At 71.0% G+C, this 17,128-nt stretch carries 18 protein-coding genes; 10 read left to right on the top strand and 8 right to left on the bottom strand.

What is annotated here, in order from left to right:
• Nucleotides 1-33: 33 nt before the first annotated feature.
• The 4 genes from OHA91_RS25725 to OHA91_RS25710 all read right to left on the bottom strand — a co-directional run bounded on the left by OHA91_RS25725 (nt 34) and on the right by OHA91_RS25710 (nt 2,547).
• A complete protein-coding gene (locus OHA91_RS25725; RefSeq protein ID WP_031145951.1) occupies nt 34-609 on the bottom strand; it encodes a TerD family protein in 576 nt (191 codons plus the stop codon).
• A gap of 160 nt (nt 610-769) precedes the next feature.
• Nucleotides 770-1,345, bottom strand: a complete 576-nt coding sequence (locus OHA91_RS25720; protein WP_030657021.1) for a TerD family protein — start codon at nt 1,343-1,345, stop codon at nt 770-772.
• A gap of 139 nt (nt 1,346-1,484) precedes the next feature.
• Entirely contained in the window at nt 1,485-1,943 is a 459-nt protein-coding gene (locus OHA91_RS25715; protein ID WP_328740090.1) for a peroxiredoxin, read from the bottom strand.
• A gap of 175 nt (nt 1,944-2,118) precedes the next feature.
• Complete coding sequence (locus OHA91_RS25710; protein WP_031145948.1) at nt 2,119-2,547, bottom strand: DUF3052 domain-containing protein; 429 nt, start codon at nt 2,545-2,547, stop codon at nt 2,119-2,121.
• A gap of 471 nt (nt 2,548-3,018) precedes the next feature.
• Here OHA91_RS25710 and aceE point away from each other — a divergent pair, with 471 nt between their 5' ends.
• Together aceE and OHA91_RS25700 are read left to right on the top strand one after the other, a co-directional pair.
• Nucleotides 3,019-5,751 carry a pyruvate dehydrogenase (acetyl-transferring), homodimeric type gene (aceE, locus tag OHA91_RS25705; protein WP_266501533.1) on the top strand — a complete coding sequence of 911 codons (2,733 nt, stop codon included), beginning with the start codon at nt 3,019-3,021 and terminating at the stop codon, nt 5,749-5,751.
• A gap of 103 nt (nt 5,752-5,854) precedes the next feature.
• Nucleotides 5,855-6,670 carry a potassium channel family protein gene (locus tag OHA91_RS25700; protein WP_328740089.1) on the top strand — a complete coding sequence of 272 codons (816 nt, stop codon included), beginning with the start codon at nt 5,855-5,857 and terminating at the stop codon, nt 6,668-6,670.
• Here OHA91_RS25700 and OHA91_RS25695 read toward each other — a convergent pair.
• Nucleotides 6,651-7,046 (bottom strand): peptidase inhibitor family I36 protein, encoded by a 396-nt coding sequence (locus OHA91_RS25695; RefSeq protein ID WP_031145942.1) that lies wholly within the window; start codon nt 7,044-7,046, stop codon nt 6,651-6,653. The genes OHA91_RS25700 and OHA91_RS25695 overlap by 20 nt on opposite strands.
• 371 nt (nt 7,047-7,417) lie before the next feature.
• On the opposite strand from OHA91_RS25695, the gene OHA91_RS25690 reads away from it, so the two are divergent.
• From OHA91_RS25690 to OHA91_RS25680, 3 genes are all read left to right on the top strand, one after another.
• Nucleotides 7,418-8,074: a TetR family transcriptional regulator gene (locus OHA91_RS25690; RefSeq protein WP_328740088.1), complete on the top strand. Its 657-nt coding sequence runs from the start codon at nt 7,418-7,420 to the stop codon at nt 8,072-8,074.
• Between the two features lie 238 nt (nt 8,075-8,312).
• Nucleotides 8,313-9,452 (top strand): alpha/beta hydrolase, encoded by a 1,140-nt coding sequence (locus OHA91_RS25685; RefSeq protein ID WP_037631448.1) that lies wholly within the window; start codon nt 8,313-8,315, stop codon nt 9,450-9,452.
• A 75-nt stretch (nt 9,453-9,527) separates the two neighbouring features.
• Nucleotides 9,528-10,370 (top strand): DUF4429 domain-containing protein, encoded by an 843-nt coding sequence (locus tag OHA91_RS25680; protein WP_031145936.1) that lies wholly within the window; start codon nt 9,528-9,530, stop codon nt 10,368-10,370.
• Between the two features lie 43 nt (nt 10,371-10,413).
• Here OHA91_RS25680 and OHA91_RS25675 read toward each other — a convergent pair whose 3' ends face one another.
• Both OHA91_RS25675 and OHA91_RS25670 read right to left on the bottom strand, forming a co-directional pair.
• On the bottom strand, nt 10,414-11,436 hold the full coding sequence (locus OHA91_RS25675) for an aldo/keto reductase (RefSeq protein ID WP_328740087.1): 1,023 nt from the start codon (nt 11,434-11,436) through the stop codon (nt 10,414-10,416).
• Entirely contained in the window at nt 11,433-11,843 is a 411-nt protein-coding gene (locus OHA91_RS25670) for a MerR family transcriptional regulator (protein WP_037631397.1), read from the bottom strand. The genes OHA91_RS25675 and OHA91_RS25670 overlap by 4 nt, the downstream gene beginning before the upstream one ends.
• 78 nt (nt 11,844-11,921) lie before the next feature.
• Here OHA91_RS25670 and OHA91_RS25665 point away from each other — a divergent pair, with 78 nt between their 5' ends.
• Nucleotides 11,922-12,740: a serine hydrolase domain-containing protein gene (locus OHA91_RS25665; protein WP_031145930.1), complete on the top strand. Its 819-nt coding sequence runs from the start codon at nt 11,922-11,924 to the stop codon at nt 12,738-12,740.
• 34 nt (nt 12,741-12,774) lie between these two features.
• Here OHA91_RS25665 and OHA91_RS25660 read toward each other — a convergent pair whose 3' ends face one another.
• Nucleotides 12,775-13,431, bottom strand: coding sequence for a pirin family protein (locus tag OHA91_RS25660; RefSeq protein WP_328740086.1), 657 nt, complete (start codon nt 13,429-13,431; stop codon nt 12,775-12,777).
• 92 nt (nt 13,432-13,523) lie between these two features.
• Here OHA91_RS25660 and OHA91_RS25655 point away from each other — a divergent pair, with 92 nt between their 5' ends.
• From OHA91_RS25655 to OHA91_RS25640, 4 genes are all read left to right on the top strand, one after another.
• Nucleotides 13,524-14,741 (top strand): PucR family transcriptional regulator, encoded by a 1,218-nt coding sequence (locus tag OHA91_RS25655; RefSeq protein ID WP_031145927.1) that lies wholly within the window; start codon nt 13,524-13,526, stop codon nt 14,739-14,741.
• Between the two features lie 89 nt (nt 14,742-14,830).
• The gene (locus OHA91_RS25650) at nt 14,831-15,748 is read left to right on the top strand and encodes an ACP S-malonyltransferase (RefSeq protein WP_266501520.1); all 918 of its coding nucleotides are present in this window, start codon (nt 14,831-14,833) and stop codon (nt 15,746-15,748) included.
• A gap of 19 nt (nt 15,749-15,767) precedes the next feature.
• Complete coding sequence (locus OHA91_RS25645; RefSeq protein ID WP_031145922.1) at nt 15,768-16,772, top strand: ketoacyl-ACP synthase III; 1,005 nt, start codon at nt 15,768-15,770, stop codon at nt 16,770-16,772.
• Nucleotides 16,773-16,827: 55 nt separating this feature from the next.
• Complete coding sequence (locus OHA91_RS25640) at nt 16,828-17,076, top strand: acyl carrier protein (RefSeq protein ID WP_030657054.1); 249 nt, start codon at nt 16,828-16,830, stop codon at nt 17,074-17,076.
• The last annotated feature ends 52 nt before the right edge of the window (nt 17,077-17,128 follow it).

Here is a 17,128-nt window from a genome sequence, read left to right as displayed (position 1 = left end):
TGGCACCTGGCACCCCATGCGTCTTGTACGGCTTTACGAAACGTTGACCCCGAAGTCTAGAGCGATGCCCCGGAGCCCCGACGCGTACCCCTGCCCCACCGCACGGAACTTCCATTCGCCGCCGTACCGGTAGACCTCGCCGAAGATCATCGCGGTCTCGCTGGAAGCGTCCTCGGAAAGGTCGTAGCGGGCCAGTTCCTGGCCGTCGGCCTGGTTGACCACGCGGATGAAGGCGTTGCTGACCTGGCCGAAGCTCTGCCGGCGGGTGTCCGCCTCGTGGATCGAGACCGGGAAGACGATCTTGTCCACATTCGCCGGCACCTTGGTGAGGTCGATGATGATCGACTCGTCGTCGCCGTCGCCCTCGCCCGTGAGGTTGTCCCCCGTGTGTTCGACGGAGCCCTCGGGGCTCTTCAGGTTGTTGTAGAAGACGAAGTACTCGTCCCCCAGCACCCGGCCGCCGTTGCAGAGCAGCGCGCTGGCGTCGAGGTCGAAGTCGGCTCCCGTGGTCGAGCGCGCGTCCCATCCGAGACCGATCAGAACCCTGGTGAGGTTCGGCGCGGCCTTGGACAGGGAGACATTGCCCCCCTTGGCGAGTGTGACGCCCATGTTGTGGTCCTCCCCGGACGACGGTGTGGCGATGTGGCGGTGGAGCGGTGAGGCAGTGGTGCGGTCAAGCGGGCGCAGCAGCGGTGCGGTGGTGCGGGCCAAGCACGTCCGGCGCCGTACACACAGTGCACGGCGCCGGACGGATGAACTGCTCTCGGACTCAGACGTTGACGCCGAAGTCCTGCGCGATGCCGCGCAGGCCGGAGGCGTAGCCCTGGCCGATGGCGCGGAACTTCCACTCCGCACCGTTGCGGTAGAGCTCGCCGAAGACCATGGCGGTCTCGGTCGAGGCGTCCTCGGAGAGGTCGTAGCGGGCGAGCTCGGTGTTGTCGGCCTGGTTCACCACGCGGATGTAGGCGTTGCGGACCTGGCCGAAGCTCTGCTGGCGGGTCTCGGCCTCGTAGATCGAGACCGGGAAGACGATCTTGGCGACGTCGCCCGGGACACCGGCGAGGTTGACCTTGATCGCCTCGTCGTCGCCCTCGCCCTCACCGGTGGTGTTGTCACCGGTGTGCTCGACCGAGCCGTCGGGGCTCTTGAGGTTGTTGAAGAAGACGAAGTTCGCGTCGCTGGCGACCTTGCCCTGGTCGTTGGTCAGGATCGCGCTGGCGTCGAGGTCGAAGTCGACACCGGTGGTGGTGCGAGCGTCCCAGCCCAGACCGACGATGACCGCCGTCAGGTTAGGCGCGGCCTTGGTCAGCGAGACGTTGCCGCCCTTGCTGAGGCTGACTCCCACGGGTCCTCCATTGGGTTCTGTGTGGGGCGGTGCCCCGTCGTGCGGTTGCTACCGGATCAACGTTTCGATCCTAGTGACGGGTTCCCGCCTGTAAGCGGTTTTCGCAGGGAACTGCACGTAACGGACCGTGCAGACGCACTCAGAGGCAGTCGAGCGCCTTGATGTACTCGTTCAGGTCACGTGCGTCGGGCAGTCCGTTGACGACAGTCCAGCGCACCACGCCGTCCTTGTCGATGATGAAGGTGCCGCGGACCGCGCAGCCCTTGTCCTCGTCGAAGACGCCGTAGGCGCGCGAGGTCTCGCCGTGCGGCCAGAAGTCCGACAGCAGCGGGTACTCCAGGCCCTCCTGCTCGCCGAAGACCCGCAGGGTCGGCACGGAGTCGTTGGAGACGGCGAGGAGCTGGACATCGTCGTTCTGGAAGCGCGGCAGCTGGTCGCGCAGCTCGCACAGCTCGCCGGTGCAGACACCGGTGAACGCGAACGGGTAGAAGAGCAGCACCACGGCCTTCTCCCCCCGGAAGTCGGAGAGCCGCACGGTGGCGCCGTGGTTGTCCTTGAGCTCGAAGTCCGGGGCCTTGTCGCCGACCTCGATCGCCATCTCTCGCATCCCTTCGTTCCCGCATCCCCGCGTTGGGCTGTTCGGGTGAGTCACAGCCTAGATCCTGACCGGGCGTACCCGGGTCCGTGAAACGCACGAAACGCACACACCCCGCCGACCGGGGTCACCTGGTCGGCGGGGTGTGGAAGCGTGTCCGCTCGGCAGCGGGCGCGGCTCAGCGCTTGGACTTGGCGGCGGTCTTGGGCGTCACCAGCTTGGTGGCGGCCCATTCCTTGCCGACGCTGACGCTCCTGGTCTGCGAGAGGCCGGCGGTCTCGGCGGCCTCGCTGATGTCGCTGGCCTCGACGTAGCCGTCACGGCCCGTCTTGGGGGTCAGCAGCAGGATCAGTGCGCCGTCCTCGACCAGCTCGGTGGCATCGACCAGCGCGTCCGTCAGATCGCCGTCGTCCTCGCGGAACCACAGCAGAACCGCGTCGGCGACGTCGTCGTACTCCTCGTCGACGAGTTCGCCGACGAGTTCTTCGACGAGGTCACGGAATTCCTGATCGACGTCGTTGTCGTAGCCGATCTCCTGGACCACCTGTTCGGACTGGAAACCCAGCCGGGCGGCCAGGCTCTCCGCGTGGTCCGCGGTCGCGCTCACGGGGTGCCTCCTGCTCATGTTCGGTGAATGTCTTCGGCGGCGCGCGTACGCGCAGCATTGGGCGTAGTCCACACGGGCGCGGCGGATCGCGCAAGTACCCGGCCGCCGAGACCGTCGAAACGGTGACGATTACGGCCGTCTCGCCGCAACTTTCGGCGTGCCCGTGTGCACCTCTGGTGATTCATCCCACACCATTCCAGCTCATTCGCGTCGCATGAGGACTTTCCTACCTGTTTGAGGGACGAACGGCCTCCCGGGAGCGGTGACCGGGCTGGGCGTAAGGTTGCGATTTGGTCGCACCCGCCACCCCGCACCGCGGAACCGGACCGGTCCGCACCTTGCCGGGTCTCCCCGCCGATCGCAGGGATTACCCAGTGGTACGGATGACGATTACGGCCGAGCGTAAGACCATGGGAGGCGGCGCCCCCCAGTTACAGCTTCAGCAGGACTCCCCGACAGCGAAGGAACAGCGTGGCTTCCGCATCCGATCGCAATCCGATCATCATTGGCGGCCTGCCGAGTCAGGTCCCGGACTTCGATCCGGAGGAGACGCAGGAGTGGCTCGACTCCCTGGACGCAGCGGTCGACGAGCGGGGCCGTGAACGGGCCCGCTACCTCATGCTGCGGCTGATCGAGCGGGCGCGCGAGAAGCGCGTGGCCGTGCCCGAGATGCGCAGCACGGACTACGTCAACACGATCGCCACCAAGGACGAGCCGTTCTTCCCCGGCAACGAGGAGATCGAGCGCAAGGTCCTGAACGCCACCCGGTGGAACGCGGCCGTCATGGTCTCGCGCGCCCAGCGTCCCGGGATCGGCGTCGGCGGCCACATCGCCACGTTCGCCTCCTCCGCCTCCCTCTACGACGTGGGCTTCAACCACTTCTTCCGGGGCAAGGACGAGGGCGACGGCGGCGACCAGATCTTCTTCCAGGGCCACGCCTCTCCCGGTATCTACGCCCGCGCCTACCTCCTGGACCGGCTCACCGAGCAGCAGCTCGACGCGTTCCGCCAGGAGAAGTCGAAGGCGCCGTACGGCCTCTCCAGCTACCCGCACCCGCGGCTGATGCCGGACTTCTGGGAGTTCCCGACCGTCTCGATGGGCCTCGGTCCGCTGGGGGCCATCTACCAGGCCCGGATGAACCGGTACATGGAGGCGCGCGGCATCGCGGACACCTCCAAGTCCCACGTTTGGGCGTATCTCGGCGACGGTGAGATGGACGAGCCGGAGTCGCTCGGCCAGCTGTCGATCGCCGCCCGCGAGGGCCTGGACAACCTGACCTTCGTCGTGAACTGCAACCTGCAGCGCCTCGACGGCCCGGTCCGCGGCAACGGCAAGATCATCCAGGAGCTGGAGTCGCAGTTCCGGGGCGCCGGCTGGAACGTCATCAAGCTGATCTGGGACCGCTCCTGGGACCCGCTGCTGGCCCAGGACCGCGACGGCATCCTGGTCAACAAGATGAACTCCACGCCCGACGGGCAGTTCCAGACGTACGCCACCGAGTCGGGCGCGTACATCCGTGAGCACTTCTTCGGCGGCGACCAGCGGCTGCGCGCGATGGTCGAGAACATGACCGACTACCAGATCCAGCACCTGGGCCGCGGCGGTCACGACCACAAGAAGGTCTACGCGGCGTACGCGGCGGCCAAGGCGCACAAGGGCCAGCCGACGGTGATCCTGGCCCAGACGGTGAAGGGCTGGACGCTCGGCCCGAACTTCGAGGGCCGCAACGCCACGCACCAGATGAAGAAGCTGACGGTCGACGACCTCAAGCGCTTCCGCGACCGCCTCCACATCCCGATCACGGACGCGCAGCTGGAGAGCGGCGCCCCGCCGTACTACCACCCGGGCCGCAATTCGCCCGAAATCCAGTACATGCACGACCAGCGCAACGCGCACGGCGGCTACGTGCCGACCCGTGTGGTGCGCGCCAAGCCGCTGCAGCTGCCGGACGAGAAGACCTACGCGGCCGCCAAGAAGGGCTCGGGCCAGCAGTCGATCGCCACCACGATGGCCTTCGTCCGCATCCTGAAGGACCTGATGCGGGACAAGGAGATCGGCAAGCGCTTCGTGCTGATCGCGCCCGACGAGTACCGCACCTTCGGTATGGACGCCTTCTTCCCGAGCGCCAAGATCTACAACCCGCTGGGCCAGCAGTACGAGGCGGTCGACCGCGACCTGCTGCTCGCGTACAAGGAGTCCCCGACCGGCCAGATGCTGCACGACGGCATCTCGGAGGCGGGCTGCACGGCCTCGCTGATCGCCGCGGGTTCGGCGTACGCGACGCACGGCGAGCCGCTGATCCCGGTCTACGTCTTCTACTCGATGTTCGGTTTCCAGCGCACGGGTGACCAGTTCTGGCAGATGGCCGACCAGCTGGCGCGCGGTTTCGTACTGGGTGCGACCGCCGGCCGGACCACCCTCACGGGTGAGGGCCTGCAGCACGCGGACGGTCACTCCCAGCTCCTGGCCTCGACCAACCCGGGCTGTGTGGCGTACGACCCGGCCTACGGGTACGAGATCGCGCACATCGTCCAGGACGGTCTGCGCCGGATGTACGGCCCCGAGGCCGAGGACGTCTTCTACTACCTGACGGTCTACAACGAGCCGATCCAGCACCCGGCGGAGCCGGAGGGCGTCGACGTGGACGGCATCCTCAAGGGCATCCACCGGGTCTCGCAGGGCACCTCGGGGACCATCGGGGCACAGCTCATGGCGTCCGGCGTGGCGGTGCCGTGGGCGCTGGAGGCCCAGCGGATCCTCGCCGAGGAGTGGAACGTCCGGGCGGACGTCTGGTCGGCGACCTCCTGGAACGAGCTGCGGCGCGAGGCCGTCGAGGTGGAGGAGTACAACCTGCTCCACCCGGAGGAGGAGCAGCACGTCCCGTACGTGACGCGGAAGCTGTCGGGTGCGGAGGGGCCGTTCGTGGCGGTCTCGGACTGGATGCGGTCGGTTCCGGACCAGATCTCGCGGTGGGTGCCCGGCCCGTACACCTCGCTGGGCGCGGACGGCTTCGGCTTCGCGGACACGCGCGGTGCGGCCCGGCGCTTCTTCCACATCGACGCCCAGTCGGTGGTGCTGGCGACGCTGACCGAGCTGGCCAAGGCGGGGAAGGTGGACCGCTCGCTGCTGAAGCAGGCCGTCGACAAGTACCAGCTGCTCGACGTGGCGGCGGCGGACCCGGGCGCGGCCGGCGGCGACGCCTGACCCCTGCCGGGAACCGGGTGGACGCCGCGTACGCGGTCCTGGGCGCGGGTCCCGGCTTCGGCCGGGGCCCGCGCCTCTTTACGTGGTGCCTACGATGCTCCGCATGAAGGAACCATCCCGCCAGCTGCTGTGGGAGCGGCGGAGCCAGACCCCGCTGCTCGTCCTCGCCGTGGCCTTCGCCGTGGCGTACGCCGTGCCCATCGTCGCTCCGGACGCGAGCGCGCGGGTGCACGGCGCCTGCACCTACGTGGAGTGGGCGGTGTGGGGGGCCTTCGCCGCCGACTACCTGGTGCGCCTGGTCCTCTCGGCGGACCGCGGGCGGTTCGTGCGGACCCACTGGCTGGACCTGGCGGCCGTGCTGCTGCCGCTCGTGCAGCCGCTGCGGCTGCTGCGGCTCGTGGCCACCTTGATGCTGGTGGGCCGGCGGGCCCGGATGGCCCCGCAGATCCAGCTGACGACGTACGTGGCCGGGTCGGTCGTCGGGCTGCTGATGTTCGGCTCACTGGCCGTGCTGAGCGTGGAGCGGGACGCGCCCGACGGGAACATCAAGAACCTGGGCGACGCCGTGTGGTGGTCCTTCACCACGATGACGACGGTCGGGTACGGCGACCACTCCCCCACCACCGGCCTCGGCCGCGTCCTGGCGGTCGGGCTGATGCTGTCGGGGATCGCCCTGCTCGGTGTGGTGACCGCCAACATCGCCGCGTGGTTCATCTCCCGCTTCGAGCGCGACGACCAGGCGGAGCGGCTCCAGCTGGCGGCGATCCGCGAGCTCCAGGCGGAGGTACGGGCGCTGCGCGGCGAGGTCGCCCGGCTGGGCGGCGCGGCGGACGCGGCCGCCGTCCGGCCGGCCGTCGCCCCGCCCGCCACCGGGCCGGGCGCCCCGGCGCAGCGGGAAGCTACCGCTCCCACACCTTGAAGGCCCTCACCTGGTAGGGGGACTGGGGCAGCCAGACCCCGTCGCCCGGGTAGGTCTGGAACTCGCCGGTCTCCGCGCACTCCGCCGACTGGTAGGTCGTGACCGGGCGCCCGGTGCGGTTGACCAGCGACTGGGCGCTGGTGCCGGCGGGCAGGGCGGTACAGCTGTTGATGTCGAGGGTGCTCAGCTCATGGGTCTGCCGGGTGCCCTTGAAGTCCGGTTTCGCCCACAGGCACAGCTGTCCGCTGGCGCAGGCCCCGAGGCCCGGCGGCCCCGCGGCGTGCGCCGTGCCTGCGGTGGTCGGGATGAGGGCGGTGAGGGCCAGGGCGGTCGCGGCGAGGACGGTGGTGAGGCGCGTGGTTCCACACGTACGCATGACGGGTCAACTCCTTGTGGACGGCGGGCGCCCGGACCGCTTCCGGTGCTCCGCTGACACCACGCTGACCTGCGGTGACGCTCGGGCGGAAGAGGCGCCCGGCGGGTCCACCCTGATAGGCGACAGCCTCGCTGGAACCGTCCGGCGGGCCTTTCACCGGTACGGAGTTGACCCGTCCGGCAGCCTTTGCGGCGGGCCCGCGGCCGCCCCGGTGCAGCTGCGGTCGCCCCGCACGGCCGCCCCAAACGTGTGATGAGGGACCGGCGGGGCGCCCCTTCGCAAACGGCTCGGCACGGCTAGGCCAATCGGCCTCCGGGCCGTCGGTCACGGGTACTCTGACCGCCCACTCGGCGTCAGAAAGGAGCCCGGCGGTGGCGATCGACGAGCGGACGGCGCCGGCGGCGCCGGCGGCCGGACTGCGCGAACGCAGGAAGCGGCGCACCCGCAGCGCGCTCCTGCGCGCCGCGCTCGTGCTCTTCGTGTCCCGGGGGTACGAGCGCACCACCGTGGACGAGATCACCGCGGCGGTGGGCGTTTCCCAGCGCACCTTCTTCCGCTACTTCGCCAACAAGGAAGAGGTCGTCTTCGCCGTCCAGGACCTGGTGGAGTCGCACTTCGTCAACGAGCTGCACGCCCGCCCGGCGGACGAGGGGCCCCTCGATGCGCTGCGGGGCGCCGTGCTCGCCGCGTGGGACACGGTCGACGGCGCCCTCCGCGAGGTGGTCCCGGTCGACCTCTACATGCGCAGCTACCGGCTGATCGAGTCCACCCCGGCCCTGCTCGCGGTGCACCTGCGGCGTTCCACGGAGCTGGAGGAGCGGATCTCCCGGCTGATCGCCGCCCGCGAGGGCCTGGACGTGGACGCCGACCCGCGGCCCCGGGTGGCCGTCGCCGCGTTCTTCGGAGTGATGAGGGTCACGGGGCGGCTCTGGGGACAGGGGGACGACACGAGCGTGGAGGCGATCCGCCGGCTGACGGACACTTACCTCGACGGCATCGGCCCAGCTCTCGCGGGGCGCTGGAGCTGACCCACCCCCGAAAGACGGCATTTCGGATCTTTCGCCCGGGTCTCGGCGGCCGGCGGCCGGCCGCTCACGTCGTCCCACGGTCGGGCGTGAACCCCGTCACCCGGCGCGCCACGCCCGGAATCGGTCTCCTACGCTGGTCCCAGTGAACCTGCCCGGCCTCGCCCACACCACCGTTCCAGGCGCCGACCCGCGCCCGGCCGCCCTGCGCACCCTGCTCGCGCTGGCGGTCGTCTTCATCATGCTGGCGACGACCGGCTGGACGGCCGTGCACCGCCCCGAGGGGGGCACGCCGCTGCGCGCAGCCGCCCTCGACGCCTGGTCCAAGGCCCGGTTGGACGGCCGCCCGGTGCCGGCGGCGGACGCCCCCGTACGGACGGTGGCCCGCTTCTTCGCCGGCCTCGACGGCGCTCAGCGGGCCCGCCTCGCCGCCGGCTACCCGCTCGTGGTCGGCAACCTCGACGGGGCGCCGGTCGCCACCCGCTACCGGGCCAACCAACACGGCCTGGAAAAGGCCCGCCTGGTCGAGGAGGCCCGCAGTCGCGACGTCGCGCTGACCCCGGCCGACCGGGCCGAGGCCACCCGGCGTTCCCACCGCTTCGCCTCGCTCGCCGAACCCGGCCGGCAGATCCTCGCGTTCGACCCCACCGGCGGCGGCCGGGTGGCCGAGGTCTTCGGCGACCTCGACGGCGCCGAGCGGGTCTCGGTGATCGTCCCCGGCGTGGACACCGACCTCCTCACCTTCGAGCGCACCCAACGCCGGCTGACCTCCCCGGTCGGCATGGCCGAGGCCCTGTACGAGGCGGAGCGGACGGCCGCGCCGAAGAGCCGGACGGCTGTCATCGCCTGGGCCGGCTACACCGCCCCCACCGGGGTCGGCATGGACGCCGCGACGGGCCGGATGGCCTTCGACGGCGCCGTCCGACTGAAGGCCCTGACGGTGTCCCTGCCCGGGAACTCGAGCGTGGCGCTGTTCTGCCACAGCTACGGATCGGTGGTGTGCGGGGTCGCCGCGCACGAGCTGCCCAGGCGGGTGACGGACGTGGTGGTGGCGGGCAGCCCCGGCATGCGGGCGGAGAACGTCGCGGGTCTGCACACCACGGCGCGGGTCTGGGCGACGCGCGACGAGGGCGACTGGATCGCGGACGTGCCGCACCTGGAGGTCGGCGGCGTGGGCCACGGCGCCGATCCGGTGTCCCCGGAGTTCGGTGCCCGGCTGCTGTCCTCGGCCAGGGCGAAGAGCCACACCGGCTATTTCGCGCCAGGTACGGACTCGATGACGAACTTCGCCAAGATCGGAACCGGCGCGTTCGGTTCCGTTGTGTGCGCGACCGGCGACGACGCGTGTCGACGGGGAATTTCCGGGACAGAGCAGGACTGACGCGCGTAGAGGCACGGAAATCGGCCACCGCATCGAGGGGGACGCACGGGGGTGGCTCCCTTTACCATGTGGCGCATGGGTGACGTACTGGCCGGAAACCATGCCGTCTGGGAGTTCGACTCGGACTCGGTGCTCATCCGCTTCGCACGGGGGATGCGAACGCCAAGACTGTGGCAAGCGCTGGGTTCGCGCCGGATCCCTCTGGAAGCGGTGTCCGCTGTGACCGTGACCGCCGGAAGGCGGGACACGGTGGTTCTGCGTGCCGTCCCGCGCCCGGGCGCGGATCCGCTGATGGAGGCCGCCGCCGGGCAGCTGAAGGAGGCGTGCGACCCGTACCGGATGGTGCTGCCGGGCGACCGGGCGACGTCGGCCGCCGCGTTCGCCGCCGCCCTGCGCGCGCAGCTCGGGGACGACGCCGCCGAGCCGGCCCCGCGCTTCCTGGTCGACGTGCCGCAGCCGCCCCTCCAGCTGAAGGCGTACGACGCGCGGGTGGGATTCGACGGCTCCTCCGTCGACTTCCACTGGTCGCGCACCGGCGCCACCGGCACGAAGTGGAAGGCGGGCGACCAGCGGTACCCGCTGGCCGAGCTCACCGGCGTCGAGTGGCGCTCCCCGGGCGGCACCGGCGGCCACCTGCGGCTGCTGCTGCGGGAGCCCCAGCAGACCCCGGCAGACCCCCGGCCGGACCACGACCTCGCGACGGCCGTCTTCGGCGTGGGCTACGGGGCGGTGCACGAGTCGCTGCCGTTCGCCGCGGCCGTCCTCGCCGCCGCGCGCAGCCGCACCCCGGTCGCCGCCGCCCGCGGCCGCTCCGGCGACGAACGGCTGCGGCACCTGAGCGAGCTCTACTCGGCCGGCCTCCTGACCGACGGCGAATACGCCACCCTCCGGGACCGCTTCACCACCGAGCCCCAGTAGGTCGTGCAGGTCGCGCAGGCCGTGCAGGTCGCGCCGGGAACGGCTACGCCTCCCGGGCCGCCGACGTGGAGGTCATGTCCGGGTAGCGGTCCCCGGCGACCTGCCCGGCGATGGGCTCCAGCAGAGCCAGCTCCGCCCGGGTCAGGGTGATCCGGGTCGCAGCGGTGTTCTCGCGCAGCCGCTCCGCCCGGCGGGTGCCCGGGATCGGGACCACGGTCAGTCCGTGCACCGCCGCACGCTGCTGTACCCAGGCGAGGGCGATCTGCGCGGGGCTCGCGCCCCGCTGCGCCGCGATCTCCCGGACCGGGGCCAGCAGCGCCGCGTTGGTCTTCGCGTTGTCGCCGGTGAACCGCGGCTGGTGGCGCCGGAAGTCGTTCTGCGACAGCTCCACGGACGCGTCCGCGAAGGCCCCGGTCAGGAAGCCCCGGCCGAGCGGGGAGTACGCCGCGATGGCCACGCCCAGCTCCGCCGCCGCGGCCACGGCGCTGCGCTCCACGTCCCGGCTGAACAGCGACCACTCCGACTGGAGCGCCGCGATCGGGTGCACGGCGTACGCCTCGCGCAGCTCCGCGCCGGTGACCTCGCTCAGCCCCAGGTGGCGCACCTTGCCCTCCCGCACCAGCTCCGCCATGGCGCCCACCGACTCGGCGAGCGGCACGGCCGGGTCGCGCCGGTGCATGTAGTAGAGGTCGATGACCTCCGCGCCGAGCCGGCGCAGGCTGCCCTCGACGGCGGCGCGGACGTACGCGCGGTCGTTGCGGATGCCCCGGAAGGCGGGGTCGTCGTTGCGCTCTATGGCGAACTTCGTCGCCAGGGTGATGTCGTCCCGGTGCGCGGCCACGAACGGGGCCAGGAACTCCTCGTTGCGGCCCCGGCCGTAGACGTCCGCCGTGTCGAAGAGGGTGACCCCGGCGGCCAGCGCCGCATCCAGGGTCTCCCGGGCGGCCGCCTCGTCGGTGTCCCCGTAGAACTCGCTCATACCCATGCAGCCCAGGCCCTGGATGCCGACCACCGGGCCGCCCTTGCCGAGCTCGGCCTGCTCCAGGGTGTCGCGGTACTCCGTCATTGCTGTCCCTTCCCCGAGACCGTCCTCATCGCATACATGTCGATCTTGTAGTCCAGTACGGCCAGTGCGTCCGTCAGCTCCCCGATCCGCGCCCGCACCTCGCACCGCGTCCGTTCCAGCAGCTCACGGCGTTCCTCGACGGTGTGCTCGCCCTCGCGGACCAGCTCGGCGTAGCGGACCATGTCGGCCACCGACATCCCCGTGGCACGCAGCTTGCCCACGAAGCCCAGCCAGTCGAGGTCCTTGTCGGTGAAGCGGCGCTGGCCCGAGTGGGAGCGGTCCACGTGCGGCATCAGACCGATCCGCTCGTACCAGCGCAGGGTGTGCTGGCTCAGACCGGTCCGGGCCTCCACCTCGCTGATCGTGTAGCGCGTCTGCGTCAGGCTCAGGCTGTGGCTCTGGCTCATGGCCCCACGCTAAAACCCTTGAGTGCACTCCAAGCAAGTAGGCTCGGCCGCATGGACAGCAAGGAGGCCCTGAGCGGCATGGAAAGCCTGCGGATCATCGAGACCTGGCCCGTGGACACCGCCGCGGCGGCCGTCGTCACCGCCGACGGGAGCCTCGCCGGCTCGCACGGGCCCGTCGACCACCGCTTCGCGCTGGCGTCGGTCACCAAACCGCTCGCCGCGTACGCCGCCCTCGTCGCCCACGAGGAAGGGGCGATCGAGCTGGACGAGCCGGCCGGGCCCGAGGGGTCGACGGTCCGTCACCTGCTCGCGCACACCAGCGGCCTGGCGTTCGACGAGCACCGCGCGATGGCCGCGCCCGGTACGCGCCGGCTGTACTCGAACGCCGGCTTCGAGGTGCTCGGCGACCACATCGCCAAGGCCACCGGCATCCCCTTCGCGGAGTACGTGCACCAGGCCGTCTTCGAGCCGCTGGGCATGGCGTCGACCACCCTGGACGGGTCGCCCGCCAAGGACGGCGTCTCCACCGTCTCCGACCTGCTGCGCTTCGCCGCCGAACTGCAGGCGCCCCGGCTGCTCGACGTCCGCACGGTCGCCGAGGCCACCTCGGTCGTCCACCCCGGGCTCAAGGGCGTCCTGCCGGGGTACGGGAGCCAGTCCCCCAACGACTGGGGCCTCGGCATGGAGATCCGCGACGGCAAGTCCCCGCACTGGACGGGCCTGACCTCCTCCCGGCGCACCTTCGGCCACTTCGGCCAGGCCGGCACCTTCCTGTGGGTGGACCCGGACGCGCGCGCCGCGTGCGTGGCGCTGACCGACCGGCCCTTCGGCCCGTGGGCGGTCGAGGCCTGGACCCCGTTCACCGACGCGGTCCTGGCCGAACTCCGCTCCGCGTAGACCGGACCGGGGGCCGGGCGGGCCGGGCGGGCGGCTAGGCCGGCAGTTCCCAGATCAGCAGTTCCCCCGGGGACCCGGCGATGATCTCCAGGCCCTTCTCGGCGGTGATCCGCGCCGAGTCCCCGGGGCCCAGCTCCGCCCCGTCCAGGCGCAGGTCCCCGCGCACCACGTGCAGGTACACCCGCTCGGCGGCCGGTACGGCGACCCGCTCGCCCGCGCCGGGGCGCCGTACGTGCAGGGCGGCGCCGGCCGCGGGAACCTCGTAGGGCGTGCCGTCGGGGACGCCCCGCAGCACCTCGTACGAGGGATCGCCGCCCGCGGCGAGCGGCGAGAGCCACATCTGCACGAAGCGCAGCGGCCGGTCGCCGTCGTTGCGCTCCACGTGGCGCGCCCCCGACCCGGCGCTGAGCCGCTGCACGTCCCCGGGCCGGACGAGGCTCTTCTCGCCGGTGCTGTCCTGGTGGGTGAGCTCGCCGTCGATCACCCAGGTCACGATCTCGGTGTGGCTGTGCGGGTGCTCGTCGAAGCCCGCGCCGGCCGCGAGGGTCTCCTCGTTGCAGGCCAGGACGGGGCCGAAGCGCAGGTTGTCCGGGTCGTAGGAGGACCCGAAGGAGAAGGCGTGCCGGGTGGTGATCCCGGCTGCCGGGTCTCCTCCCTCGTACCGGTCGGCGCCGCGGCGTACTTCAATCATGAGGGCCACGGTAGCCCCAGCCGTGGGACGGAGCCGGGCCCGGACACGGGACCGGACTCGGCGCAGCCTTCCCGATAAGGCAGTCTTGTCCCGTGCCTCAACCCGAACGTGAGCATTCGCCCGCCACACACGCCGCGCATCCCGCTCCCGCCCATCCGCACACCGCGACGCTGCGCCGTCTGGAGAAGTCCTCCGGCCGGCTCGCCGCCAACGCGATCGCGCGCATGGACGAGACCCTGCCGTGGTACCGGGCGATGCCACCCGAGAACCGCTCGTGGATCGGTCTGGTCGCGCAGGCCGGTATCGCCGCGTTCACCGAGTGGTTCCGGCATCCGGAGACTCCGCAGGCGATCTCCACCGACGTCTTCGGGACGGCTCCGCGCGAGCTGACCCGGGCGATCACCCTGCGTCAGACCGTCGAGATGGTCCGCACCACGATCGAGGTCATGGAGACCGCGATCGAGGAGGTGGCGGCCCCCGGCGACGAGTCGATCCTGCGCGAGGCGCTGCTGGTGTACGCGCGGGAGATCGCCTTCGCGACCGCCCAGGTGTACGCGCAGGCCGCCGAGGCGCGCGGGGCGTGGGACGCCCGGCTGGAGTCCCTGGTCGTCAACGCGGTGCTGTCCGGCGAGGCCGACGAGGGCGCGCTGTCGCGGGCGGCGGCGCTGGGCTGGAACTCCCCGGAGCACGTGTGCGTGGTGCTCGGCACCGCGCCGGAGGGCGACAGCGAGCTCACGGTCGAGGCCATCCGGCGGGCGGCCCGCCACCACAAGCTCCAGGTCCTGACGGGTGTGCTCGGGGACCGTCTGGTCGTCATCGCGGGCGGCAGCGACAACCCGATGCAGGTGGCGAAGTCCCTGATCGGGCCGTTCGCGGCGGGTCCCGTGGTGGCCGGCCCGGTGGTGCCCGACCTGCTGAACGCGACGAAGTCGGCGCAGGCCGCGGCGGCCGGACTGAAGGCCTGTACGGCGTGGCAGGACGCGCCGCGGCCGGTCCTGGCGGATGATCTCCTGCCGGAACGCGCGATCGCCTCGGATCCGGCTGCCAGAGAACAGCTGGTGGAGGAGATCTACAGACCGCTTGAGGAGGCGGGGTCGGCACTGCTGGAGACGTTGAGCGTCTATCTGGAGCAGGCGAGCAGCCTCGAAGGGGCAGCTCGGATGCTGTTCGTGCACCCCAATACGGTGCGCTACCGGCTACGACGTGTGACCGACGTCACCGGATGGTCGCCGTCCGATGTCCGATCGGCGTTCACGCTGCGTATCGCCCTGATTCTGGGGCGTCTGGCCGACGGCGATGGCCAGTCCTAGACTTTTGTCGGACATCAACAATTACCCCGACGGTTCTTGGTCCCTGTCCCCACGGGCGGCAGGGACCATCCACAAGAGAGAGTGTGAGGGTGCTCGTACTCGTCGCTCCCGGCCAAGGCGCTCAGACGCCCGGCTTCTTGACTCCCTGGCTCGACCTCCCCGGTGCCGCTGACCGCGTCGCCGAGTGGTCCGACGCCATCAAGCTGGACCTTGCCCGCTACGGCACGACGGCCGACGCCGAGGAGATCCGCGACACCGCGGTCGCCCAGCCCCTGCTGGTGGCCGCCGGTCTGCTGTCCGCCTCCGCGCTGGGTTCCACCTCGGTCTTCGGCGCCGTCGCCGGCCACAGCGTCGGTGAGATCACCGCCGCGGCCATCGCCGGCGTGCTGCCCGAGGAGGACGCGCTGTCGTTCGTCCGGACCCGCGGGCTGGGCATGGCGGCGGCCGCCGCCGTCACCGAGACGGGCATGGCCGCGATTCTCGGCGGGGATCCCGCCGTCGTCGTCGCGCACCTCGAGAAGCTCGGCCTGACCCCGGCCAACATCAACGGCGCGGGCCAGATCGTGGCCGCCGGCACGATGGAGCAGATCGAAGCCCTGCAGGCCGACAAGCCCGAGGGTTCCATGAAGGTCGTTCCCCTCAAGGTCGCGGGCGCCTTCCACACGCACCACATGGCCCCTGCGGTCGCCGAGCTGGAGAAGGCCGCCGAGGCCCTCGCCCCGGCGGACCCGGCCCTGAAGTACGTCTCGAACAAGGACGGCCTCGTCGTCACCACGGGCGCCGACGTCGTCGCCCGCCTGGTGGGCCAGGTCGCGAACCCGGTCCGCTGGGACCTGTGCATGGAGACGTTCGCCGAGCTGGGCGTCACGGGGATCATCGAGCTGTCCCCCGGCGGCACCCTGACGGGTCTGGCCAAGCGCGCGCTGAAGGGCGTACCGAGCGTGGCGCTGAAGACCCCGGACGATCTCGAGAAGGCCGCGGCGCTGGTCGCCGAACTGACGGCCTGAGAGAAGGAGCCCACACAGCATGTCCAAGATCAAGCCGGCCAAGGGCTCCCCCTACGCCCGCATCCTCGGCGTCGGCGGCTACCGCCCGACCCGTGTGGTGCCCAACGAGGTCATCCTCGAGACCATCGACTCCTCCGACGAGTGGATCCGCTCCCGCTCCGGCATCGCGACCCGGCACTGGGCCTCGCCCCAGGAGACCGTCGCCGCGATGTCGGTGGAGGCCTCGGGCAAGGCGCTGGCCGACGCCGGTGTCGCCCCCGAGCAGATCGGTGCGGTGATCGTCTCCACGGTCTCGCACTTCAAGCAGACCCCGGCCGTCGCGACCGAGATCGCGCACCGGGTCGGCGCGGTCAAGCCCGCCGCCTTCGACATCTCCGCGGGCTGTGCCGGTTTCGGCTACGGCCTGACCCTTGCCAAGGGCATGGTGGTGGAAGGTTCCGCGGAGTACGTCCTCGTCATCGGCGTGGAGCGGCTCTCGGACCTCACGGACCTGGAGGACCGCGCGACGGCCTTCCTGTTCGGCGACGGCGCCGGCGCCGTCGTCGTCGGTCCCTCGGACGAGCCGGCCATCGGCCCCACGGTGTGGGGCTCGGAGGGCGACAAGTCCGACACGATCAAGCAGACCGTGCCGTGGGACGAGTACCTCGGCAAGGACGCCGGAGAGAAGTTCCCGGCCATCACGCAGGAGGGTCAGGCGGTCTTCCGCTGGGCCGTCTTCGAGATGGCCAAGGTGGCCCAGCAGGCGCTCGACGCCGCCGGGATCACCGCGGAAGACCTGGACGTCTTCATCCCGCACCAGGCGAACATGCGGATCATCGACTCGATGGTGAAGACTCTGAAGCTGCCGGAGCACGTCACGGTCGCCCGTGACGTGGAGACCACCGGCAACACGTCGGCCGCCTCGATCCCGCTCGCCATGGAGCGGCTCCTGGCGACCGGAGCGGCGAAGAGCGGCGACACCGCGCTCGTCATCGGCTTCGGGGCGGGGCTCGTCTACGCCGCGACGGTCGTTACCCTCCCCTAGGGCCGGGATCCACATCCCGGTCTTTCTACCCAGTTACCCAGAGAAGGAGCGCCACATGGCCGCCACGCAGCAGGAGATCGTCGAGGGCCTCGCCGAGATCGTCAACGAGATCGCGGGCATCCCGGTCGAGGACGTCGAGATCGACAAGTCCTTCACCGACGACCTGGACGTCGACTCCCTGTCCATGGTCGAGGTCGTCGTCGCCGCCGAAGAGCGCTTCGACGTCAAGATCCCGGACGAGGACGTCAAGAACCTCAAGACGGTCGGCGACGCCGCGGACTACATCCTGAAGCACCAGGCCTGAGCCTGACGAGCGTTTGTCGCCACCCGGCGGTGGCGCCGTGACAATTCAGCAC

Source organism: Streptomyces erythrochromogenes (assembly GCF_036170895.1).
Classification (GTDB): domain Bacteria; phylum Actinomycetota; class Actinomycetes; order Streptomycetales; family Streptomycetaceae; genus Streptomyces; species Streptomyces erythrochromogenes.
This window is presented reverse-complemented; position numbering and strand designations above follow the sequence as displayed.

Excerpts from the sequence above, each read along its gene's own strand:
- OHA91_RS25695 (WP_031145942.1), bottom strand. The coding sequence starts at position 7,046 with ATGCGTACGTGTGGAACCACGCGCCTCACCACCGTCCTCGCCGCGACC.
- OHA91_RS25725 (WP_031145951.1), bottom strand. The coding sequence starts at position 609 with ATGGGCGTCACACTCGCCAAGGGGGGCAATGTCTCCCTGTCCAAGGCC.
- OHA91_RS25665 (WP_031145930.1), top strand. The coding sequence starts at position 11,922 with ATGGAAAGCCTGCGGATCATCGAGACCTGGCCCGTGGACACCGCCGCG.
- OHA91_RS25680 (WP_031145936.1), top strand. The coding sequence starts at position 9,528 with ATGGGTGACGTACTGGCCGGAAACCATGCCGTCTGGGAGTTCGACTCG.
- OHA91_RS25675 (WP_328740087.1), bottom strand. The coding sequence starts at position 11,436 with ATGACGGAGTACCGCGACACCCTGGAGCAGGCCGAGCTCGGCAAGGGC.
- OHA91_RS25640 (WP_030657054.1), top strand. The coding sequence starts at position 16,828 with ATGGCCGCCACGCAGCAGGAGATCGTCGAGGGCCTCGCCGAGATCGTC.
- OHA91_RS25685 (WP_037631448.1), top strand. The coding sequence starts at position 8,313 with ATGCTGGCGACGACCGGCTGGACGGCCGTGCACCGCCCCGAGGGGGGC.
- OHA91_RS25645 (WP_031145922.1), top strand. The coding sequence starts at position 15,768 with ATGTCCAAGATCAAGCCGGCCAAGGGCTCCCCCTACGCCCGCATCCTC.
- OHA91_RS25660 (WP_328740086.1), bottom strand. The coding sequence starts at position 13,431 with ATGATTGAAGTACGCCGCGGCGCCGACCGGTACGAGGGAGGAGACCCG.
- OHA91_RS25670 (WP_037631397.1), bottom strand. The coding sequence starts at position 11,843 with ATGAGCCAGAGCCACAGCCTGAGCCTGACGCAGACGCGCTACACGATC.
- OHA91_RS25700 (WP_328740089.1), top strand. The coding sequence starts at position 5,855 with ATGAAGGAACCATCCCGCCAGCTGCTGTGGGAGCGGCGGAGCCAGACC.
- OHA91_RS25715 (WP_328740090.1), bottom strand. The coding sequence starts at position 1,943 with ATGGCGATCGAGGTCGGCGACAAGGCCCCGGACTTCGAGCTCAAGGAC.